Origin of the sequence: Tenacibaculum sp. 47A_GOM-205m, assembly GCF_000518405.1 — a bacterium.
GTDB lineage: Bacteria > Bacteroidota > Bacteroidia > Flavobacteriales > Flavobacteriaceae > Polaribacter > Polaribacter lutimaris.
Genome location: NZ_JADN01000004.1, coordinates 122163 through 145089 on the forward strand (window position 1 = coordinate 122163; position 22927 = coordinate 145089).

17 protein-coding genes and 1 tRNA gene are annotated in these 22927 nt (G+C 30.9%); 7 read left to right on the top strand and 11 right to left on the bottom strand.

All coding sequences use genetic code 11. The features are described from left to right. Position 1 precedes the first annotated feature (1 nt). The 8 genes from N534_RS0104160 to N534_RS0104195 all read right to left on the bottom strand — a co-directional run bounded on the left by N534_RS0104160 (position 2) and on the right by N534_RS0104195 (position 9893). Positions 2-3139 (bottom strand): efflux RND transporter permease subunit, encoded by a 3138-nt coding sequence (locus N534_RS0104160; RefSeq protein ID WP_028891277.1) that lies wholly within the window; start codon positions 3137-3139, stop codon positions 2-4. A gap of 19 nt (positions 3140-3158) precedes the next feature. Further along, entirely contained in the window at positions 3159-4286 is a 1128-nt protein-coding gene (locus N534_RS0104165; protein WP_028891278.1) for an efflux RND transporter periplasmic adaptor subunit, read from the bottom strand. Between the two features lie 10 nt (positions 4287-4296). After that, a complete protein-coding gene (locus N534_RS0104170; protein WP_028891279.1) occupies positions 4297-4791 on the bottom strand; it encodes a GbsR/MarR family transcriptional regulator in 495 nt (164 codons plus the stop codon). A gap of 114 nt (positions 4792-4905) precedes the next feature. Continuing rightward, entirely contained in the window at positions 4906-5946 is a 1041-nt protein-coding gene (locus tag N534_RS15010) for an META domain-containing protein (protein WP_051435841.1), read from the bottom strand. Between the two features lie 222 nt (positions 5947-6168). Next, positions 6169-7611: a cardiolipin synthase gene (cls, locus tag N534_RS0104180; protein ID WP_038005494.1), complete on the bottom strand. Its 1443-nt coding sequence runs from the start codon at positions 7609-7611 to the stop codon at positions 6169-6171. 77 nt (positions 7612-7688) lie between these two features. Next, positions 7689-8291 (bottom strand): NAD(P)H-dependent oxidoreductase, encoded by a 603-nt coding sequence (locus tag N534_RS0104185; protein ID WP_028891281.1) that lies wholly within the window; start codon positions 8289-8291, stop codon positions 7689-7691. 240 nt (positions 8292-8531) lie between these two features. Then, positions 8532-9563 (bottom strand): MsnO8 family LLM class oxidoreductase, encoded by a 1032-nt coding sequence (locus tag N534_RS0104190; RefSeq protein WP_028891282.1) that lies wholly within the window; start codon positions 9561-9563, stop codon positions 8532-8534. 248 nt (positions 9564-9811) lie between these two features. Continuing rightward, positions 9812-9893, bottom strand: a tRNA-Leu gene (locus tag N534_RS0104195). Positions 9894-9993: 100 nt separating this feature from the next. On the opposite strand from N534_RS0104195, the gene N534_RS0104200 reads away from it, so the two are divergent. After that, positions 9994-11382 carry a dipeptidase gene (locus N534_RS0104200; RefSeq protein ID WP_028891283.1) on the top strand — a complete coding sequence of 463 codons (1389 nt, stop codon included), beginning with the start codon at positions 9994-9996 and terminating at the stop codon, positions 11380-11382. A 37-nt stretch (positions 11383-11419) separates the two neighbouring features. Here N534_RS0104200 and N534_RS0104205 read toward each other — a convergent pair whose 3' ends face one another. Next, a complete protein-coding gene (locus tag N534_RS0104205) occupies positions 11420-12076 on the bottom strand; it encodes a DUF2490 domain-containing protein (RefSeq protein WP_028891284.1) in 657 nt (218 codons plus the stop codon). Next, positions 12076-12639, bottom strand: a complete 564-nt coding sequence (locus tag N534_RS0104210) for a hypothetical protein (RefSeq protein WP_028891285.1) — start codon at positions 12637-12639, stop codon at positions 12076-12078. The genes N534_RS0104205 and N534_RS0104210 overlap by 1 nt, the downstream gene beginning before the upstream one ends. 143 nt (positions 12640-12782) lie before the next feature. On the opposite strand from N534_RS0104210, the gene N534_RS0104215 reads away from it, so the two are divergent. The 6 genes from N534_RS0104215 to N534_RS14420 all read left to right on the top strand — a co-directional run bounded on the left by N534_RS0104215 (position 12783) and on the right by N534_RS14420 (position 22370). Beyond that, a complete protein-coding gene (locus N534_RS0104215; RefSeq protein ID WP_028891286.1) occupies positions 12783-13151 on the top strand; it encodes a BlaI/MecI/CopY family transcriptional regulator in 369 nt (122 codons plus the stop codon). Then, entirely contained in the window at positions 13151-15226 is a 2076-nt protein-coding gene (locus N534_RS15015; protein WP_081728283.1) for a M56 family metallopeptidase, read from the top strand. The genes N534_RS0104215 and N534_RS15015 overlap by 1 nt, the downstream gene beginning before the upstream one ends. An 80-nt stretch (positions 15227-15306) precedes the next feature. Next, a complete protein-coding gene (locus tag N534_RS0104225; RefSeq protein ID WP_028891287.1) occupies positions 15307-16407 on the top strand; it encodes a DUF4407 domain-containing protein in 1101 nt (366 codons plus the stop codon). Positions 16408-16475: 68 nt separating this feature from the next. Further along, positions 16476-18389, top strand: coding sequence for a DUF3857 domain-containing protein (locus N534_RS0104230; RefSeq protein WP_028891288.1), 1914 nt, complete (start codon positions 16476-16478; stop codon positions 18387-18389). Between the two features lie 7 nt (positions 18390-18396). Next, entirely contained in the window at positions 18397-20418 is a 2022-nt protein-coding gene (locus N534_RS0104235) for a DUF3857 domain-containing protein (RefSeq protein WP_028891289.1), read from the top strand. 104 nt (positions 20419-20522) lie between these two features. Continuing rightward, positions 20523-22370: a DUF3857 domain-containing protein gene (locus N534_RS14420; RefSeq protein ID WP_197017693.1), complete on the top strand. Its 1848-nt coding sequence runs from the start codon at positions 20523-20525 to the stop codon at positions 22368-22370. 14 nt (positions 22371-22384) lie between these two features. Here the strand turns inward: N534_RS14420 and N534_RS0104245 are convergent, their stop codons facing one another. After that, entirely contained in the window at positions 22385-22843 is a 459-nt protein-coding gene (locus N534_RS0104245; RefSeq protein ID WP_028891290.1) for an Lrp/AsnC family transcriptional regulator, read from the bottom strand. Positions 22844-22927: the final 84 nt, after the last annotated feature.

Consider the following 22927-nt stretch of genomic DNA (forward strand, 5'->3'; position numbering starts at 1 on the left):
ATTAATCTTCTTTAGTTTCAACAACAGCTGGTTTACTTGATACTTTTTCTTGTAACCATTGGAAAAGGATGAATAAAATAGGGATTACAAATACTCCTAAAATTGTACCAATTAACATTCCTCCTGCTGCTCCTGTTCCGATAGAATTGTTTCCTTCTGCTCCTACTCCTTTTGCTAATACTAATGGCATTAATCCCAAAATAAAAGCAAATGATGTCATTAAAATCGGACGTAAACGTGCTTTTGCTCCATGAATAGCTGCATCTACTATACTTTCACCATTTTTCCTTCTTTGCACTGCGAATTCTACAATAAGAATTGCATTTTTTGCCAAGAGTCCTACCAGCATGATCAGTGCAATTTGGAAGTAAATATTGTTTTCTAAGCCCATTACTTTTGTTGAGAAGAATGCTCCGAAAACCCCTAAAGGTAACGAGAAGATTACTGCTAATGGTAAAATATAACTTTCATATTGCGCTGCTAGTAAAAAGTAAACAAAAACAAGAACTAATAAGAAAATTACAACTGTTTGGTTACCCGCACTCACCTCTTCACGAGATAAACCAGAATAAGCAACATCATAATTACTTGGTAAGTTTTTAATTTCTTCGTTTACAATAGCTATCGCATCACCTGTACTATATCCTGGGTTTGCTGCTCCGTTAATTTTTGTTGAGTTATATAAGTTAAAACGTGTTACTGATTGTGGACCATACACTCTTTTTAATTTTACAAACTGTGTTATTGGAGCCATTTCTCCACTACCCGTTTTTATATACAATTCATTTAATGAATTAGCATCGCTACGATCTTCTGGTAATGCTTGAACATATACACGGTATTGTTTACCAAACCTTGCAAAGTCAGCTGCATAAACCCCTCCAATATATCCTTGTAAGGTTGAGAAAATACTACTTATAGAGACTCCGTATTTTTTAGCTAACGGTACATCAATATCTAATTCATATTGAGGATATTTTGTATTGAATGATGATTGCCCATACTGAATTTCTGGATGTTTCATCAAATTCCCAATAAACTGTTGTGTTGTCTTATCTAAATCTTCAAAACTTCCTCCTGATTTATCTAATAAGTTTACTTCAAATCCTCCTGAAAGACCAAAACCTGGAATACTAGGTGGGGCGAAGAAAATAATATTAGCATCAGGAATTGTAGCTGCAACACCAAACAGTTTACCAATAATAGCATTAGCTGATTGATCATCTGCCCCTCTCTTATCCCAATCTTCTAACTTCACGAACCCTAAACCGTAATTGGTTCCTGCTCCACTAATTAAACTTCTACCATTAATTACCGTTACTCCTCTAACACCAGGAATTTCTTTTGCTTTCTTATACATTTCCTGTGTTACCACATTTGTTCTATCCATAGAAGCACCTGCTGGTAACTCTACGTTCATAAAGATAATACCACGATCTTCACTAGGAACAAATCCTGTAGGCGTTGTATTAGCAGCCCACCAAATTCCTACTCCTGAAAGAACTAATATTAATCCTGTTACCCATTTATTTTTATATAAAAAGGCTAATGATCTTCCATAACGTTCTGTCGTAGCATTGAATCCTGCATTAAATCGGTCATAAAACTTTTGTAAAAAGCTTTTGTTTTCATCTTCATGATCATCGTGCCCCTTTAAGAATAAAGCACACAACGCTGGACTTAACGTTAATGCATTTACTGCCGAAATTAAAATTGCCACAATAAGCGTAATACCAAACTGCTCGTAGAATACCCCTGTTGGTCCTTGAATAAAGGTTACAGGAATAAATACCGCTGCCATTACTAAAGTAATCGAAATAATTGCTCCTGAAATTTCATGCATTGCATCTAAGGTAGCTGCTTTTGCATCTGTAGCTCCTTCATCTATTTTAGCGTGCACTGCTTCAACAACTACGATTGCGTCATCTACCACAATACCAATTGCTAATACTAATGCGAATAATGTTAACAGGTTAATCGAATATCCGAATAAGTTTAAGAAAAAGAACGTACCTACAATTGCTACTGGTACTGCAATTGCCGGAATTAACGTTGATCGGAAATCTTGTAAGAAAATAAATACTACTAAGAACACTAATAAGAAAGCTTCTATTAACGTATTTCTTACCTTGTTCATTGAAGCTGTTAAGAAGTTATTTGTATCGTAGTTAATCTCGTATTTAATCCCCTCAGGAAAATCTTGTGATAAACGATTTAATTCTAACTTAATATTTTCAATAATTTCTTGTGCGTTAGATCCTGCTGTTTGATAAACTCCCATGTTTACAGAAGGGTGTCCTTCAGTAAAACCAAAAGAATCGTATCCTTGTGCATCTAATTCAACCTTAGCTACATCTTTTAATCGTAAATACTCTCCGTTATCTAATGCTTTTATAATGATATTTTCGTACTGATTTTCTGTTTTAAAGCGTCCGCTATATTTAATATTGTACGAAAATGCTTGTCCGTCGTTTTGTCCTAATGAACCTGCAGAAGCCTCTAAACTTTGCTCTCTTAAAGCAGCTGTAACTTCGGTTGGAACTAGATTATACGCTGCTAATTTTTCTGGTTTTAACCATATACGCATAGCGTAATCTTGGTTAGAAAACACGTTTACATTACCTACACCATTTACCCTTTGAAGTGCTGGTATAACGTTAATTTTTAAATAGTTTTGAACAAAAGTAGCGTTATAATTTTCGTTTTCAGAATATACTGATAAGAACATTAACGCCGATGTTTGTTGCTTTTGAGTTGTTACCCCTGTTTGAATTACCTCTTGTGGTAATAAAGGGTTTGCTCTAGCAACACGGTTTTGTACGTTTACTGCAGCAATATCTGGATCAGTATTTTGATCAAAATATACTGTAATGTTTGCTGTACCATTATTGGATGCAGAAGAAGTCATATAAGTCATTCCTTCTACCCCGTTAATTTGTTCTTCTATGGGAATAATAACACTTTCTAAAATGGTTTCAGCACTCGCACCAGGATAAACTGCATTTACCTGAATGGTAGGCGGTGCAATATCTGGATATTGTTCAACAGGTAAGGTTGTGTACCCTAAAACACCCAGAATAACTATGATAATCGAAATAACGGTAGATAATACCGGTCTTTCTATAAATGTTTTTAACATAATTTACTGATCTAAAATATTATTGAAATAGGGGTTTAATAGGCTTTACAATACTATCGAAAGCCACCTTTTGTGGTTGAACAGGCATTCCATTTCTTAACTTACCAATACCTTTAACTACAATTAAATCGTCCTTTTTTATACCTGATCCAACAACATATAACATTTCGCTTTTATCTTTAACAGTAATTAAAGTTGAATTTGCTGTATTGTTTTCTCCAACGCTATAAACGTACGTTTGTCCTTGTTGCTCATAAGTAGCTGATTTTGGTACTACTAAAGCTTCTTTATACAATTTAGGTATTTTAATTGTTCCACTATTTCCATTAGTTAATAACCTGTTAGGATTATCAAAAACAGCTCTGAAACTCACTGTACCTGTTTTAGCATCAATTTGACCTGTAACAGTTTCAATTGTTCCTTTTTCTTCATAAGCTTGCCCGTTAGCTAAAACTAATTCTACCTCAGGAAAATTCTTAATTTTTTCTTGTAGATTTTTACCTTCTGTTTGCTGAAGAAAATTTAAATATTCTGTTTCATTCATAGAAAAGTATGCAAACACTTTTTTAATACTTGCTACTGTAGTTAACGGTTTTGCACTAGTAGCACTTACAAGAGAACCTTCTCTGTAAGGAATTGCTCCTACATAACCATCTACAGAACTTCTTACTGTAGCATAACCTATATTTGCCACCACACTATTATAAGCACTTTTAGCTTGCGCCAACTTTGCTTTTGCCGTTTCTAATTGAACTGGACTTATAATATTTTTTTCTACTAAAGGCTTTAGTTTTTCTACCTCAACCTGCGCAGCATTAACATTTGCTTTTGCTGCTCCTGCATCTTGGCTTAACGATTGTGTTTCTAGTTTGAATAAAGCTTGACCTTTTCTTACTTTTTGCCCTTCATCTACCAAAACTTTTTGGATATAACCTGAAACTTTAGCTCTTACCTCACTATTAACAGTACCTTCAATAGTTGTTGGATAACTTGTATATGCTGTAACATTTTTTTGAGGAACAGCTACAACTGCTAAAGGCAAAGCTCTTTGTTGGTTGGCAGCCTGTTGTTGCTCTTTCTTACAGCTTGTAAAAGCCATAGCAACAATACCAAGCATGGTAATACCGTATATTCTCGTTTTTTTCATTTTTTTATAATTAGTGTTTGTGGTTTACAATTGTTTCTTTCAATTTGATAATAGATGTTATTGCTCCATCTAAAAATTCGATAAAGCTATCGTGAAAACCTAATTCAAATTGGTTTTCTTCTTCTAAAGTTTCATTAGCTTCTTCTTTATAAGCCTTTATTTCTATATGTAATTGCTTCTCTCCTTTCCATTCTTCAACCATGTCACTAATCCCCTGAAGCATTGTATCTTTATTTAAAACAAAATACTTTTTTCTATCTCCTGTCTTAGTAAAGTAATTCACCTTTTTTAAATCTTGTAAGTGGTTAAGGTGTGTTGATATTGTGCTTTTACTCGCGCAAAGACCAGACACCAGATCTTCAAAAGTTGTCCCTTGTTTTCCTGTTAAAATGATATGTGAAAAAATTCTTGCTGCTACAGGAGCCATTTGTTCTTTTTTCTCTATAAAGATCCCTAGCTTTTCAACTAATTCACATTTTCTCTTTTCTACTTGATTCATCTTCATTTAAAAATTTACTCTGCAAAGATAAGTTTAGTTCGGAACAAACCGAACTAAACGAAGTTAAAAAATTGTTAAATAGTTTTTTAACAAGGATGATATGTATTTGTTTTCAGTGTTTTACTTCACTGCTTTTAAAAATAAGATTGTTTCTACCCCTTCTTTATTGTAAAATTTTAGTGAATCGCCTTTGACTTTAAAACTAACTGAATTCTGTAACATTTTAAGATAATCAGCACCAACTTGCATATCTCTACACATTTTTTGTGTAGCTGCTATGTGCCCTATTTCAATTTTACTTTCTGAAATTTTATTAATCTGCGCTGTATAATCGTTACATCCATTATTTCCAGACAATATCATTTCATCTAATGAAATATTTATACGAGGAGTTTTTACCATTCGATTAATCGGAGCTCCTTCTATTCTAGTAGCAATCCAATTTCCACCCAACGAAACTTCTGATTCTTTTTTAGCTGATTTTGTGAAAGATACGATTTTTTTTCCTTCTTTATTAAAGAAAATCAAGTTGTTCCCTTTAATTAAATAGGTGTTTATTTCTCCTAAAGCTTTATTATAACTATTGGCAACATCCATTATAAAACACGATCTTCTAGTAGTTGCCACGGTTCTAATTTTTAAACTTTGCGAGGTAACATTTGATATTTGACCAGTATAATTATTACAGCTATCATTTCCTGAAACTCTATTTTTATTTAAGTCAATCGATAAACTTGGAGCATTTGTTGTTTCATTAAACTCTCTATTAAACAAACTTGTAACATTCCATTCTCCAGCTAAATAAGTTCTGATGTCTACATGACTCTCAATTTTTTCAATAAACGTATACTTTAAACTAGAGGCATCTGCTGGTACATCTTTAGGGTTTAATCGTTCTACTCTCACTTTTATTTTCTGAAGCATTCCTTCTTCAAAAGTAAATCCTTCAATAGGGGCATAAAAAAATTCCCAAGTCGCATCCGCAATATTATTTCCTTTATAAATATTTAAGCAATTCATCTTGCCAGCACCAGCACTACATTCTGTTTTTATACCACTTACCCAAAATACCTCTTCTGTATTTTTTGTATTCTTTAAACTACCACATGATTGCAACACTAATGAAACAATTATTGGTAAAAACAAACTTACTTTTTTCATCTTACTTATTTTATTTACAGTATTAATAATCTTTACAAAATTAAGCCTCGAAAAACCATACAACTACTCCTCAAGGATTATCAATTACCCCCAAACGTTCAAAAAGTAAACTGACATGAAAACAACTTTTATTAATTAATTGTACAGACTCTGCAAAATGGACTGAAGAAGAACATCAACTAAACCGTAGATCTATGTTTATAATTAAGGAATAATTCTTTTTTACAAAATAGGTGCTAACAAACGAGCTACTCTTTCTGCAAATCTTATAAAAATAGACCTGCTATTCCACTGCTTTACATCTATTTTTTCACTGTGTTTTAAATCTTCTAAAAAAGCTTCTTTTAACTGAAGAGCTAGTTCTTTATCATAAACCAAAGCATTAATTTCAAAATTGAGCTCAAAACTACGTTCATCTAAGTTTGCAGTTCCTACGGAGCTAATTAACTCGTCAAAAACCATAGTTTTTGCATGTACAAACCCTTTTTTATATCTATATACCTCAACTCCAATCTCTAACACTTCTTTATAAAAAGAATTAGACACTCCGTTTACCAATTTAGAATCTGAAACACTGGGTACTAATAATTTTATATTCACTCCACTTAAACTAGCAATTTTAAGCGCATCTAAAAAAGACGCTCTTGGAACAAAATAAGGCGTAGTTATCAGAATTTCTTTTTTTGATAATAAAATTGCTTGAATGAGCGCATACATTATATCTGGGTGATCAGAATCTGGTCCGCTAGAAATTACCTGAACTAACTGAGTATGCTCGCTTGTTATTTTTTGTTTATCTATAGGGAAAAGTTCTTCTTCTACGATAACATTTTGATCAGCACAAAAGTTCCAATCTGCTAAAAAAACACGTTGTAAGTTCAACACAGCCAACCCTTCAATTTTTATATGTGTATCGCGCCAATAACGATTGAACTTATTAGGATTTATATACCTTTCTGAAACATTAATTCCTCCTATAAAACCAACTTGACCATCAACAACAATAATTTTTCTATGGTTTCGATAGTTGATTCTGTTTGCTAACAGTAACCATTTTATTTTATAAAAAGGATATGCTTCAACGCCACATTCAATTAAAGAATCTACGAATGATTTACGAATATCTTTACTTCCAAAATCATCATATATAAAACGTACTTTTACACCTTCAGCAGCTTTTTCTTTTAAAACATCACCTATCTGTTTTCCTATAGCATCGTTTTGGTAGATATAATATTCAATATGTATATGGTTTTTAGCTGCTTTTAATGCTTTGATAACTTCAGGAAATTTGTGCTCTCCGTTTAGTAACAAACTAACTTTATTATTACTTGTTAAAACATTTTCTTGATGTATAAACTTAGAAAGATTGTAAAAGTGTTTTAGTTGAACTTTTGATGTTGATAACGTTTTCTTTGTGTAGTTTTTAAGCTGTTCTTTAAGTTCTATAAAAATACTCTTATCTACTTCGAGTTTTTTATTGTAGAGCTTATAGGTTCTATGGTTTATACCTACAGTTAAGTAAATAATTATTCCTCCGACAGGAAAAAAGATAAGTAAAAATAAGTAAGCTATTGCTTTAGGTGGTGTTGAGGTATTGATGATAATAACCGCAACGGTAAGAACAATAGCTATGTATAGAATTAAGAGTAATGTTGTGAGCACAATATAAATACCTTTTGGTTAAAGATATTTAAAATATCATAAATCCTATACTTAGCTATAAAAAAAGTAATTTATCCTTAATTAACAACCTCAATTACATCTTTATAAGGTCTTCTCGATTTTGGCATAACTTCAGGCTGATAACGATCATCTTCTGCTCTGTATCCTACTGATAATGCAAAAAGAGGTTTGTAAGCTGACATTCCTAAAATATCCATATACTTTTCAGGTTCTATACCTTCCATAGGGGTAGAATCTAACCCTAATGCGATAGAGGTACTCATAGCAACTCCTAACGCAATGTATACTTGTTTTGCTAACCACACTCGTAAATCATTTTCTGGTATGTTATCTTTTATATTATTATACCAGTCACTATGAGCTGTTGGTAGCTCTTTATCAACTACTTTTTGAAAAGCATCTAAATCTTCTGCCACACTAAAAACGATTAATAAATCTGCTTGATTTACTTTTTCTGTGTTATGAAGTGAAGCATCCGCTAGTTTACTTTTTATTGCTGTATTTTGTACAAACGTAAATTTCCACGGTTGAATATTAATAGACGAAGGTGCTAAATGTAATACTTCTTTTAACTCCTCTATCTTTTCTTGTGGTATTCTTTTACTACTATCGTATTTTTTGGTTGCGTAGCGTTTTTTAGCTAATTCTGATGGTTTCATAATTCTTGTTTTTAAACATTTATTATCTTCTACTACATACTCTAACAGGAACTAATTGTTGTTTTTGTGTCAGAGTATTTACTCTTAACAAGACACTCTCTATCTTACTTAAAAGATTCATTATTGTTTTCATACTCATTTTATCCAATAGACTATAATTACTTTACAAATTTACTTCTTATAACCTCTTAATCAATACCCTTAAAAACCTAAACACTACTCCTAAAAGTATATTTTAACCTACTTACCCTTTTTTAAAAATACTTCTGCTAATAGTTTTTGCGATTTTAGTCGTGCCTTGTGATTACCTGTAATAGTTTGCAACATAATTTCATCAGTTCCATAAACTTCAGCTATTTGAGTTAACCAACCGTATAATTTTTCAGGAGTACTTGCTAAAACTTTTGGTGGTTGTTTCGGGTCTATTAATTCTTCTGGTTTCTTAAACCTATCCCCTAGTAATTCTAAAGCAGTATCTTCATCCTCAAGCAAACTTTGAGTATCTGCCTTTGTTCTTAAACGATGTTCAAATAATTGAAAAGGAGCAGTCATTCGATGCGCTTCTTTTTCAGTTTCCGCAGCAAAAACATTCAACGCTAACATTAATTGTGGTTTTCTGCTTCCCGATTCGTGCGCTATTGGTTTGAAATTTTGATGGTAATGCTGAGCTATTCCGTAAGACATTGTAGGGTTGATAAAACCTGCAAAAGCATAACGCAAACCTAACTCGGCAGCAGCATTAGAACTCCAAGGACTAGACCCTAACAACCAAAACTCAGGAGTAGTGCCATTGTGATGTGACTTTATCTCAGAAAAAGGATTTTCAGCATCAAAATCTTGATTCATCCAATGCAACAATTCTATCAACTGATCTGCTGAATCATTTATGTTTTGACGATATACAGATCGATGTCGTTGCAATGCCATATCCACTATTTGTCCTCCAGTAGCCCTTCCAATTCCCATGTCTATCCTTTTAGGAAACAATTCTTCCAAACTATTAAAAGTTTCTGCTACTTTAAACGGACTATAGTGGTTTAACAAAACAGCTCCTGAACCTACTTTGATATTCTTAGTTTGCGCTGCAATAAACGGAATCATAACTTCTGGTGTACGTCCTGCTCCTGTTCCTGCCGCATGATGTTCAGCTACCCAAAAACGAGAAAACCCTAACGCATCTGCTTGTTGTGCTAATTCTAAACTATTCATTAAGCTCTGGTGTCTGTCTCCATTCTTTGGCACGATAGATAAATCTAATACTGAAAGCTTCATAATTTTATACTAAAAAGATTAATAGCACAAATTTACTCTCATTACCCCTTCTTATATACCCTTAAAAGCCTAAACACTACCCCTAAAAGATCAGCTAAAGGATTATAAACACCACTTTTTCAGCCCCTTATTTATTTCTAGATTTTAAAATAAAAATATTTTCTCAAAAAATGTGCAGATTTTGTACAAGTATAAAAACAAAAAAAGCCTTAACTCTTTACGAATTAAGGCTTTACTATTTCTATTTGTACGGGCGGAGAGACTCGAACTCTCACACCTCACGGCACTAGATCCTAAGTCTAGCGTGTCTACCAATTCCACCACGCCCGCGTACTTTGAATTTGTGGATGCAAATATAAACATTACTTGCAAACTACCAAGAACAAGTATACTATTTTTCTTATTTTTGAAGTTCATTAATATTCAACCCATGCAAAACGTAAAAGAATACATAGCTCAACATAAAGATCGATTTATTAATGAGCTTATCGATTTATTGAAAATTCCATCAGTAAGTGCAGATCCAGCTTACAATCAAGATGTATTAAATACTGCTGATGCGGTAAAAGAAAGCTTAGAAAAAGCAGGATGTGATAAAGTAGAGATTTGTGAAACTCCTGGATATCCTATTGTTTATGGAGAAAAAATAATTGATCCTAACTTACCTACAGTTTTAGTTTACGGTCATTACGATGTACAACCTGCTGACCCTATCGACTTATGGACTTCTCCTCCTTTCGAACCAGTTATTAAAAAAACAGACATACACCCTGAAGGAGCTATTTTTGCTCGTGGTGCTTGTGATGACAAAGGGCAAATGTATATGCATGTAAAAGCATTAGAATACATGACACATACAGGAAATTTACCTTGTAATGTGAAGTTTATGATTGAAGGTGAAGAAGAAGTTGGTTCTGAAAGCTTAGCGTGGTTTGTTCCTAGAAACAAAGAAAAGTTAGCCAATGATGTGATTTTAATTTCTGATACGGGAATGATTGCTAACGACATTCCTTCAATTACTACTGGTTTACGTGGATTAAGTTATGTAGAAGTTGAAGTAACGGGACCTAATAGAGACTTACATTCAGGTTTATATGGAGGCGCAGTAGCAAATCCTATTAACATTTTAACACAAATGATTGCTTCTTTACATGATGAAAACAATCATATTACCATTCCTGGTTTTTACGATAAAGTAGAAGAGTTATCTCGTGAAGAGCGTGATGAAATGGCAAAAGCACCATTCTCATTAGAAGATTATAAAGCTGCGTTAGATATTGATGATGTTCACGGAGAAGCTGGTTATACTACGAACGAACGTAACTCTATCCGCCCTACTTTAGACGTAAACGGAATTTGGGGAGGATATACTGGTGAAGGAGCAAAAACTGTGATTGCTTCAAAAGCTTATGCAAAAATATCAATGCGTTTAGTACCAGGACAAGAATGGGAAGAAATTACTGAATTGTTCAAAAAACATTTTGAGAATATCGCTCCAAAATCGGTTAAAGTAGAAGTAAAACCTCATCATGGAGGGCAAGGATACGTAACACCTATTGACAATATTGGCTACCAGGCTGCAAATAAAGCCTACCAAGAAACCTTCGGGGTTACTCCTATTCCACAACGTAGTGGAGGAAGTATTCCTATTGTTGCTTTATTTGAACAAGAATTAAAGAGTAAGACTATTTTAATGGGATTCGGATTAAACTCAGATGCAATTCACTCACCCAACGAGCATTTTGGAGTATGGAATTACCTTAAAGGAATTGAAACCATTCCATATTTCTATCAGTATTTTACTGAGTTATCTAAATAATAACACAAAAAAGTCATTACAATTGTAATGACTTTTTTTATAAAGATATATACCAAGTGGTTCTAAACCACAACGAATTCTTTTTTGGTGTATCTAGCAATTTTCCTAAACGATAGTCAAGACCAAACTCTAGTTTGTCTTTTTTAGAAAGCTGGTATCCTAAATATGGAGATAATCGTACCTCTAAATCTTCTTCATTAAACTGCCACAAATATTCATTTGACAACTTTACATACCATTCTTTAACATCAACTTTATCCCCTGACAATGCTTTTTCTAAAGAGGCTCGATAACGAGTTCTGTATTGAGGTTTAGCTCCTGATTCAAAAAATTGTTCAAAACCAAAGCGATGCCCTAATTTAAGTGCATCAAAACTTTGCACTAAATTAAAATGTTGAACTGCCCGATGAATAACATTATCCTCTTTAAACCGGAGGATATACCCTACATTAAAAGACTTATTCACATCTGATTTTATTGAAAAAATACTAGAAACATCTACTAAACTATGAGAAAAAGTAAACTCGTCTTCATAAAAAACTTCCCTTGCCTCTATACTATTTACCCACTTTGTAGTTGAAGATGTTTTTGCTGATACCACTACTTTAGGTAACCAACCTGATGTAAAACTTGTTTGCCCCTTAACCGACACTACAAACAATACAAGTACTAAAAATACAAGTTCCTTTTTCATTAGAATTCTAAATTTAGTGAATTAGACGGGGTAAACTTTAATTGTTTTACAATTGTTCCGTCAGGGTTAATAAGTACTTCATATAAACTTGTAGATTGTGTTTTTCTTCCTTTAAGTACTATTTCATAAAGCGTGTCTATTTTATATTCTTTATCACCGTTAATCAGCCCTTTCAATGTTTGCTCATCCGATTTCCATTGAACTTGAATTTTCCTTATCGTAAACTTTTCGAATTCATTCTTTAATGAATTTTCAATATTCTTTCTAATAGATGGTTCTATCTCCTTCCATTTAATCTTCTTTTCAACATCTAGCATATTACCTTTTATATCAAATTCTATACTGTACTTATAACTATTTTTATAAGACTTTGCTTCAATCGCTTTTCCATCTTGACTTTCTTCCATGTACCATTTTACTTTTTTATCAAACTTACATTGTTTAATAAAATTTTGTGCTTTTAACGGAACTTCTTCTAATGAAATTCGAAACTCACGCTCAAATTTTTCTTGAGAAAACCCCGAAAACACACAGAATAACAAAAGTGTTATTATAAATCTCATACTTTATTTTTTTCTTCAAAATAACAAATATTTACCTGTTACTTAGATAAGGAATTTATTAATTCTTTATTAAAAAAACACTCTACACTTGTAGAATTAAAAATTATTTCTACATTTGTAGAGTTAATTCTAATTTTGTAGAAATGCAATTATCAAAAACCGAAGAACAAGTAATGCAATACTTATGGAAGCTAAAAAAAGCTTTTATGAAAGATATTTTAGCTGAATTTCCCGAACCGAAACCTGCAACAACAACTGTTGCCACCTTATTAAAAAGGATGAAGGATAAAGGTTTTGTAGATTATAAACTATACGGAAAATCAAGAGAGTATTTTCCTATGGTTAAAAAATCAGATTACTTTTCGAAGCATGTAAACGGATTAATTAAAAACTTTTTTAACAATTCTGCGAGTCAATTTGCTTCATTTTTTACTGAAAAAACGGATTTATCGGTTTCAGAATTGGAAGATTTAAAAAAGATCATCGATCAGCAAATTAAAAAGCAACAATAATGATAACGTATTTTATCAAATCAGGAATTTGTTTAGCGTTGTTGCTTGCCTTTTATCACTTGATATTAGAGCGAGAAAAAATGCATCAATTCAACCGATTTTATCTGTTGGGTAGCGTGTTGTTTTCCTTTTTAGCTCCATTGTATAAAATATATATTGAAGTTACCCCACAAGCTTCCGAACTATTTGTTCCAATGATTGTTGACAGCAACACGGCAACAGAGATTGTTACTTCTCAAACACAAGAAATAGATTATATGCTATATCTAGCCTTTGCTTATACAATAATTGCTTTGATTCTTTTGGTTCGCTTTATAAAAAATCTGGTTAGCATTTATCTCAAAATTAAACATCATCAAAAAATTAAAAAAGAAAAAGCTACCATCATCTTGGTTGATGACCCTATTAGTCCACATACATTTTGGAACTACATTTTCATCAACAAAGAAGAGTACAATTCAAATAAGATTGAAACTGAACTTTATACACATGAATTAACACATGCCTTACAAAAACACACATTTGATGTATTACTTATTGAGTTTTTACAGGTGATGTTTTGGATAAACCCTACGTTTATATTCCTTAAAAAAGCTATTAAATTAAACCATGAATTTTTAGCTGATAACAAGGTAATTACAATTCATAAAAATACTACCGAGTACCAATATTTACTATTAAATAGAGCTGCTTGGAACAACGATTATTACTTGGCCAGTAATTTGAATTATTTATTAACTAAAAAAAGATTACTAATGATGACAAAACAAAGTTCTCGAACCAAAATCTTACTAAAAAAACTGGCAGTAATACCGGTACTAGCAGGATTTACATTACTTTTTGCCGAAAGAGTTGAAGCCTATGAAAATAATGATAAGTTGATAGACTCTGAAATTATACAAAAGGAACTTCCAAAAGAACAAATAACTAATAACTCTTCTTCATTAGAAGATATTAAAAACAAGCTCAATCAGGCAAATTCTCTGAAAATGAGTTTTGCAGAAAAAAAAGACACTTTTAATATAGGTTTAGCGAATGGAGAACAATTAAAAGTCTGGGAAGATAGAGTTACTGACTACAATAAACTAAACAAAGAATATGAGGAACTTAGAAATCAAAAACCTCATTATATTAAAAGTTCTGACGAAAGACAAAAACGATTAAATGACTTGTTCTCTAAATTGGGGTCTTTATATTTTAACCTACCAAAAACTGATAAAACAAAAGTAAAAAGACCTGTAAACCCACATAACCCTTACGTTAGATTAAAAAAAGATGGTGAAGTTTACTATAAATTAAAAAGTGAATTAACTAAAGAAGATAAAAAGTTACTTCCACCTCCTCCTCTAGCTAATAATAAAACTAAACACACATCTGTAAAAAGTGACTCAATACCAAAACTAAAAAGAATAGTTAACGGTAAGAAAGGAACATTTACCTACACAACAAAAGGTGGTAGAGAAATTACTAAAAAGATATCTGAATTAACTGAAGAAGAAAAGAAAATACTACCACCACCTCCACCTCCAGTTAAATTAAAACAGAAGACTTTATCTAATAAACTATTCCAAGATTTTAAAAACACTAAAAAGTATGCCATTTGGATTGACGGAAAAGCAGTTAACAACAATGTTTTAAATAGTTATAAAAACACCGACTTTTATAACTACACTGGAAGTTTTGTTCACAAAAATGCAAGAAGTAAGCGTTTTCCTCAAGAGTATCAATATCAGTTAAACACAAAAGAATACATACAAAAAATCAAAAAACAGTTACCACCTCCTCCTTCAAAAAATAAAAAGAACGTTAATTCCGAGAAAAAATTAGGGTGGATAGTAGGTAATAAAGCACACGAGATTAACATACCTAATAAATCAAATGAAAAACTTAATGTATTTGATATAATTAGTCATGATAAAATTTTAAATAATTATACTATCAAAAGATATTTTTTAAACAACAAAGAAGTTCCAGAGCAACACCTTAAAAAAATAGACTACTTGAATTTGGAAACTACAAGGATGAAAAAGATAAGCGATGAAGAAATTAACATATACATAACCACAAAAAACTAATTTTGTTAAAAGCCTCTTAAATGAGGCTTTTTTTGTAACAGAACCCTAAATAACTCGTTATTAAACTATAAGCTTATTTTATGTTAAAACGATTTTTCCTTCTTTGTTCTGGAGCTGATTTAGATTTGCTACAAAAATGTGCTAATGGAGAGCAAAATAAATATGCGGGTATTGGTGCTACAGTTTTCTTCACTGCACTTATGGCAACTATTGCATCTGCTTACGCTTTGTATACTGTTTTTGACAATATGTATACTTCCGTTTTCTTCGGAATTGTTTGGGGGTTGTTAATTTTTAATTTAGATAGATTTATCGTTTCTACCATTAAAAAAAGTGAATCTAAACGAAAAGAACTTATACAAGTACTTCCTAGATTATTATTAGCAATGATTATTGCTATCGTAATCTCTAAACCGTTAGAATTAAAAATTTTTGAAAAAGAAATCAACCAAGTGTTGTTGACTGAAAAAAACCAGATGACATTAGACAACAAAACTCAAATTGCACAACAATTTACTCCAGAAGTAAAAAAAATTGACTCAGAAATTACTGCTTTAAGAGATGAAATTACCACTAAAGAAAACGAGGTAAACACCTTGTATGAAACTTATATTGCGGAAGCTGAAGGCAGAAAAGGGACAAAACTTCTTGGTAAAGGCCCTGTTTATAAAGAAAAAAGAGAAAAACACGATGCTGCTCTTACTGAATTGAATCAGTTAAAAACTGAAAACACCAATAAGATTCAACAAAAAGAAGCTGCTATTGCTAATTTACTAGAAAATCAAAAACTGAAAGAAGCACAGAGCCAACCTATTATTTCTAATTTTGATGGATTAATGGCGCGCGTTAATGCTTTAAACAAACTACCTTGGCTACCTTCCTTCTTTATATTCCTGCTGTTTTTAGCGATAGAAACTGCTCCTATTTTTGCGAAACTCATCAGTTCAAAAAGTGAATACGATTATAAATTGGAAAATCATGAATCACAAATAAAAACTTGGATTCAGCAACAAGTTTATCAAAGGGAGGCTATTTTACAAACCGATAAGGATCTTAACGATAAAGTCTACTCTGATTTAAAAACAGAAGAAGAACTATACAATTACAAACAAAAAATGGCTCGTAACTTAATGAAACTACAAACCGATTCATTTTATAAAAATCAACAGGAGAATATATAAAGCTACGGTTTTTTATATTCTATTATTTTTTATATTTTCGTTTTTAGAAAACAAAATGAATTAATTGCATGAAAATTAACAAACTCACTATTTTTTTAATAGTGTTTATGCTATGTAGTACTATTTTCTCTCAAGAAGAACAAAACCTCTCTTCTCTTTTCATCTCAAAAGAACTAAAAGAAAATGCCAACGCTATACTACGGTTAAACGAATTAGTCATAACAATAGAAGCCGTAGATCAACTTACAATTAAACAAAAAAGAATTGTTACTGTTCTTAATAAACTAGGGAAAGGTCATATTAATGCTTATAAACATTATAATAATGATACTAAAATCACTCGTTTATCTGCTATTATTTATGATGCGTTAGGAAATAAGATAAAAAAATATTCTAAGAACGATTTTCAAGATGTTAGTGCTATTGATGGAGGTACACTATATTCAGACTCTAGGGTTAAATTTTTAGAACACACCCCTACATCATATCCCTATACAGTAGTTTTTGAATCTGAAGTAAAAAACTCTTCAACAGCTTTTATTCCTATATGGTTTCCTATTGAAGATTATTACTTATCCACAGAAAAAAGTGTCTATATTGTAAAAAACCCTCAAAACATTCCATTTAGAAAAAGACAAAAAAATTTCGATGGTTTTTCTATTAAAAATTTTTCTAGCGATACTAATATAAATTATACACTAACCAACCAACAAGCTATTAAACATGAATATTACACTTTAAATTTCGAAGAACTTGTACCCAATCTTTCCATTTCTTTTAACTCTTTCAGTTATAAAGGAGTTAAAGGTTATGCTAAAAACTGGAAAGAGTTTGGGACTTGGATGTATAAAAATCTCATAGAGAGAAGAAATCAGTTATCACCAGCCACAATTGCAAAAGTAAAAGACTTAGTTAAAGGTGTTAATGACCCTGTAAAAAAAGCTGAAATAATATACAAATTTGTACAAAACAAAACAAGATATATTAGTGTTCAGGTAGACATAGGTGGATGGGAACCTATAACTGCTAATAAAGTTGATAAAGTAAACTATGGAGACTGCAAAGGATTAACGAATTACACTAAAGCTCTATTAGATGTTGTTGGTATTATATCACACCACACTATAGTGTATGCTGATAATAAAAAAAATATTGATAGTAGTTTTACTTCCATGCAAGGAAACCATATGATTCTTAATATTCCTAATAACGGAAATGACATTTGGTTAGAATGTACTAGTCAAACTATGCCTTTTGGCTTTTTGGGTGATTTTACAGATGACAGAGATGTGCTAGTAATAACCCCTGAAGGTGGAATTATAAAAAGAACTCCTGCTTACATTAACAAAGATAATTTACAAATAAACAAAGCAACTATTAAATTATTACCTGAAGGAAGTATTTCAGCTCAACTTGAAAGAAAGTCATATGGAACTCAATATGATGACAAATATTATATTGAAAATTATACTCAAAAAGAGCTTAACAAACATTACAAAACCAATGTTTGGAGTTATAATAATAATTTAGAAATCAAAGACATTAAGCATGTAAACAACAAAGAAAAAGTTGAGTTTACAGAAAGTCTTAATGTCAAAATAGAAAAGTTTGCTACAGTTAGAGATAGCAGTTATTTGTTCAAACTAAATGTATTTAATAGAGTAACTGGAATTCCAAAAAAATACAGAAACAGGCAACGTTCTTTAGAAATAGAAAGAGGTTTTACAGATAAAGACGAATTTATCTTTAGTATTCCTCAAGGTTATACTTTAACGAATCTACCTGATGACATAAACATCACAAATAAATTTGGAACTTACAGTCTTCATTTTGAAAAGATTGATAGCACCTCTTTTAAATATAAAAGAGAGTTTTCTCTTTTTAAAGGAGTGCACCCTAAAGAAAATTACAAAGACTACAGAAAATTTAGAAAAACTGTTGCTAAATACGACAATCTAAGAACAGAATTAACCAAACTATAAAATTATTATGAAAAAAGCATTACTCTTATTTACTTTAATATTTATTTATAATTTAAATGCTCAAGAAATAAAATTTGGAAAAATTTCAAAAGAAGAATTAGAAGAAAGTATACACCCTTTAGATTCTACTGCTGACGCTGCTTATCTGATAAAAGATAGAAGAACTTATTTTGAATTTGATCAAAATAACGGGTTTCAAGTTATAACTGATTACCATGAACGAATTAAGATTTACACAAAAGAAGGACTTGACTATGCTACAAAAAAAATAATCTATTATAAGCCTGAAATAGGCGAAGCTGAAAAAATCACTTATTTAAAAGCTTACACTTTTAATTTAGAAAATGGTAAAACCACAGAACAAAAATTATCTAAAAAAGATATTTTTGAAGAGCAATTAAATAAATATAGAAGCCAAAAAAAAGTTACATTTCCTAATGTTAAAGAAGGGAGTGTTATTGATATTAGATATACTTTAACTTCTCCTTATTGGGATATTAAAACTATTAATTTTCAATACGGAATACCTGTTAAACAACTAAGTGCTCAAGTAGAAATACCTGAGTATTTTAGCTTCAACCAAAGACTTAAAGGTTATTATCATATTACCCCTACTAACACGAAAAAACATAAAAATATTACATTAAACTCAAAATCTAGATCAAAAGATCCTGGATTTTCAAGTGTTGTAACCTCCTTTAATTCTTCAAAAATAGAATACACCTCTAATATTAGTATTTTTAGCCAAAGTAATATTCCTTCTCTAAAAGATAACGAACCATATTCTGGGAATATTGATAATTACAGAGGAGGTATTGTTTTTGAATTAGCAGGAACAAATTTTATAAAAATTGGTGGAGGAGTTAAAAATTATTCAACCAGCTGGGAAAATGTTTGTAAAACAATTTATAACTCTTCCGAATTTGGAAATGAATTAGAAAAAACCAATTATTTTAAAGACGACATAACTAATTTAATAAAAACAACAAAAAATGATGTAGATAAAATAGCATTAATATTCCAATTCGTTAAATCTAAAGTTAAGTGGAATGAATATTATGGAAAATTTACAGAAAAAGGGGTAAAAAAAGCCTATAAGGAAGGAACAGGTAATGTCACTGAGATTAATCTAATGCTAACCTCGATGCTTCGATATGCAGGACTTGATGCAAATCCTGTTTTGACGAGTACAAAAGATAATGGTATTTCACTGTTTCCTACAAGAGAAGGTTTTAATTATGTTATCTCCAAAGTAAACTTACCAAACAATAAATATATTTTACTCGATGCTACCGAAACCCTATCAACCATCAACACACTACCTTTCAGAACTTTAAATTGGTACGGAACAGAAATTCTTAAAAAAGGAAATTCTAAAAGAGTAAGCCTTATCCCTTCAACCCTAGCTGAAGAAAATAACATTTTGCATATAAAAATTGATGAATCTGGAGAAATAAATGGAATGTTTAGAAAATCTTTAAAAGGGCATTCTGCAATGTTTTACCGTCAAAAAAATAACTTAAAAAAGGAAGAAGATCTTATAAATCTCATAGAGAGTCAACATAATATAGAAATTGAAGACTTTAAAATCTTAAATAAAGAAAGTTTATCAAAACCTATTATTCAAAGCATAAAATTTTCTGGTGAAGATTTTATTGAAGAGATTAATAATAAAATGTATTTATCTCCTTTATTATTCCTAGCTACTAAAGAAAACCCTTTTAAATCAGAGGAAAGAAATTTCCCAATAGATTTTGGTATGCCTTGGCAAGATCAATTCTCTGTTTCAATAACAATACCTAATGGTTACTCTGTAGACTCCTGCCCTAAGGAGTTAGCTATTGGTCTTCCAGAAAATATTGGTTTTTTTAAGTACAAAACTTTAGTTCAAGAAAATAAAATAAAAATATCTTCAGTAGTTCAATTTAATTCTAGTTTCATCGCCCCACAACACTATGAAACTCTTAAAGGCTTTTATAAAAAATTAGTTGAAAAACAAACTGAAAAAATTATATTAGTAAAGATATAATGAAAAGTATATTACTAACTTTAACTTGTCTATTCTTTATTAATAGTTTTTCCCAAAAGAAAAGGTCCACAAAAATTGGGAACGTAGACGTACAAGAATTAAATATGAATTGGTATGAAAAAGATACAACCGCAAATGCAGTTGTTCTTTACGAACATGCCAATTACTATATAGATGAAAGTAGAGACTACAAAAAAACTACTGATTATTATTTTAAAATAAAAATATTAAAAAAAGAAGGTACTAATAAAGCTACCATACAAATTCCATTTTATGGTGATGAAAGAGTACACTCAATAAAAGGGATAACTTATAACATCTCAAAAAGTAATACAATTTTTAAAAATCATTTAATTGATAAACAAGTTTATACAAAAGATCTCTATGGGGGATGGAAGGAAGTTACATTTACTTTACCCAACATTAAAGAAGGTAGCGTAATTGAATATACATACTCTGTCACCTCTCCTTACTCTAAAATTGATGATTGGTATTTTCAATCTGATATTCCTAAAATTAGAAGTGATTTTACTGCAGCAATTTTAGGAAACTGGAAGTATAACATAAGACTTGTAGGATTTCTTGATTTGAATAGGAGTGATGTTTCTGTAAAAAAAGGATGCATTTATATTCCTGGGCTTGGTGATGGTGCTTGTTTGATTTTAGATTACGGAATAGACAATATTCCTGCTTTTAAAGAAGAAGATTATATGTTGAGTAAAGAAAACTTTATTTCTAAACTTTGTTTTGATTTAGAATCTTTTCAAAATCCAAGAGGTGGCGTTGATAAATATACTAAAACATGGAACGATGCAGATAAAACTTTGAAATATAATTTCTTAGACAATCAAACCTCTAAAAAAAGTTTCTTCAAGAATAACTTACCCCCTTCTCTTATTTTAATTAACAATGATTTAGAAAGAGCCAAAAAAGTTTATTATTTTATTCAAAAATATTTTACTTGGAATGAAAAATACTGGCCATCAAAAAAAGTAAGAATTAAAGATGCTTTTGAAAATAAAACAGGGAATGTTTTTGATATTAATTTATCATTATACAACTCTTTAAAAGCAGCAAATATTGAAAGCTATCTAGTTTTAACTTCAACAAGAAACAAAGCAGTCCCTACAAGACTCCACCCAATAATTGACGACTTTAATTATTTACTAGTAAAAGCTATTATAAACAATAAAACATACTTTTTAGATGCTACTAATAAACAGTTACCTTTTGGCCTAGTACAACATGAATCGTTAAATGGTGATGGCAGAACTATGAATTTTGCTAGTGGCAGCTACTGGGAAACTATTAAGCTAAACAGAAAAAGCTTTAGAAATATTAAAGCCCAATTATCTTTCAATCAAGAAAATAGCTTAAGTGGTAATTTGATGGTTTCTAGTGATGGTTTCTACGCTGTAAATGATAGGGAGAACTTGAACTCTACAGACTCTGAAAGTTATATTGAAAATTTTGAGTCTAAGTACCCAAACATAGAAGTAATAAATTTAGAACATCAAAATTTAGAAGAAAAAGAAAACACTTTACATCAAATTTATGAAATCACAACCGATCCTATAAATTTTGAAACTAAACTCAGAATCAACCCTTTTTTGATAGACAGGTATACTCAAAATCCTTTCAAACTTAATCAAAGAGACTATCCTGTTGATTATGGCTACCCTAGGAATCATACCTATATGCTTTCTTTAAAACTACCAGAAGGATATATAGTAAATAATTTACCAGAAAATAAAGTTTTGTCTTTACCAAATAAAGGCGGTAGGTTTATTATTAATTTTAAAAACTTAAATAATGTAATTAGTGTATACTCAAGAATAAACCTAAATAAAAGAGTTTATACGAGCGAAGAATATCATTATTTAAAAGAGTTTTACAACCAAATAATAAAAGCACAAGATACTTTTATTGAAATTGAAAAATCGAGTAATTAGTTACTCGATTTTTTTTATAAAGCTATTGCTATAGAATTTTTAACTTCACCAATAGTAAAAATACTATGAGTACTACCTATATGCTTTAAGGCCGTAATTTTATTTACCATAAACTCACGATATTCATCCATATCTTTTACGTAGATTTTTAAAATATAATCGTAATCTCCACTTACATGAAAACATTCAGTTACCTCTTCTAGCTTATTAATTTCTCTTTCAAAAACAGCAATATATTCTTTAGTATGCTTTTCTAATCGAATATGGCAAAACACCAAAAACGATTTTCCTATTTTATTCTTATTTACCAAAGCAACATACTGCTTAATAACCTCTTCTTTTTCTAGTTTTTTTATTCGTTCGTAAACTGCAGTAACCGATAACCCCAATTGCAAAGACAACTGTTTAGTTGTTTGTTTACTATCTACTTGGAGTAATTCCAACAATTTTCTGTCTATTTTATCTAACTTCATCTGAAAAAAAATCTATTTATTTAAGATTCACCACAATAACAGTTGTAATAAAATCTAATAATTATCGCAAATCTAGTCTAAAAA

Coding starts and splice junctions, on each gene's coding strand:
- N534_RS0104235 (WP_028891289.1), top strand. CDS start 18,397: ATGAAAAAAGCATTACTCTTATTTACTTTAATATTTATTTATAATTTA.
- N534_RS15015 (WP_081728283.1), top strand. CDS start 13,151: ATGATAACGTATTTTATCAAATCAGGAATTTGTTTAGCGTTGTTGCTT.
- N534_RS0104160 (WP_028891277.1), bottom strand. CDS start 3,139: ATGTTAAAAACATTTATAGAAAGACCGGTATTATCTACCGTTATTTCG.
- N534_RS0104230 (WP_028891288.1), top strand. CDS start 16,476: ATGAAAATTAACAAACTCACTATTTTTTTAATAGTGTTTATGCTATGT.
- N534_RS15010 (WP_051435841.1), bottom strand. CDS start 5,946: ATGAAAAAAGTAAGTTTGTTTTTACCAATAATTGTTTCATTAGTGTTG.
- N534_RS0104215 (WP_028891286.1), top strand. CDS start 12,783: ATGCAATTATCAAAAACCGAAGAACAAGTAATGCAATACTTATGGAAG.
- N534_RS0104170 (WP_028891279.1), bottom strand. CDS start 4,791: ATGAAGATGAATCAAGTAGAAAAGAGAAAATGTGAATTAGTTGAAAAG.
- N534_RS0104165 (WP_028891278.1), bottom strand. CDS start 4,286: ATGAAAAAAACGAGAATATACGGTATTACCATGCTTGGTATTGTTGCT.
- N534_RS0104245 (WP_028891290.1), bottom strand. CDS start 22,843: ATGAAGTTAGATAAAATAGACAGAAAATTGTTGGAATTACTCCAAGTA.
- N534_RS0104185 (WP_028891281.1), bottom strand. CDS start 8,291: ATGAAACCATCAGAATTAGCTAAAAAACGCTACGCAACCAAAAAATAC.
- N534_RS0104200 (WP_028891283.1), top strand. CDS start 9,994: ATGCAAAACGTAAAAGAATACATAGCTCAACATAAAGATCGATTTATT.
- N534_RS0104190 (WP_028891282.1), bottom strand. CDS start 9,563: ATGAAGCTTTCAGTATTAGATTTATCTATCGTGCCAAAGAATGGAGAC.
- N534_RS0104225 (WP_028891287.1), top strand. CDS start 15,307: ATGTTAAAACGATTTTTCCTTCTTTGTTCTGGAGCTGATTTAGATTTG.
- N534_RS14420 (WP_197017693.1), top strand. CDS start 20,523: ATGAATTGGTATGAAAAAGATACAACCGCAAATGCAGTTGTTCTTTAC.
- N534_RS0104210 (WP_028891285.1), bottom strand. CDS start 12,639: ATGAGATTTATAATAACACTTTTGTTATTCTGTGTGTTTTCGGGGTTT.
- N534_RS0104205 (WP_028891284.1), bottom strand. CDS start 12,076: ATGAAAAAGGAACTTGTATTTTTAGTACTTGTATTGTTTGTAGTGTCG.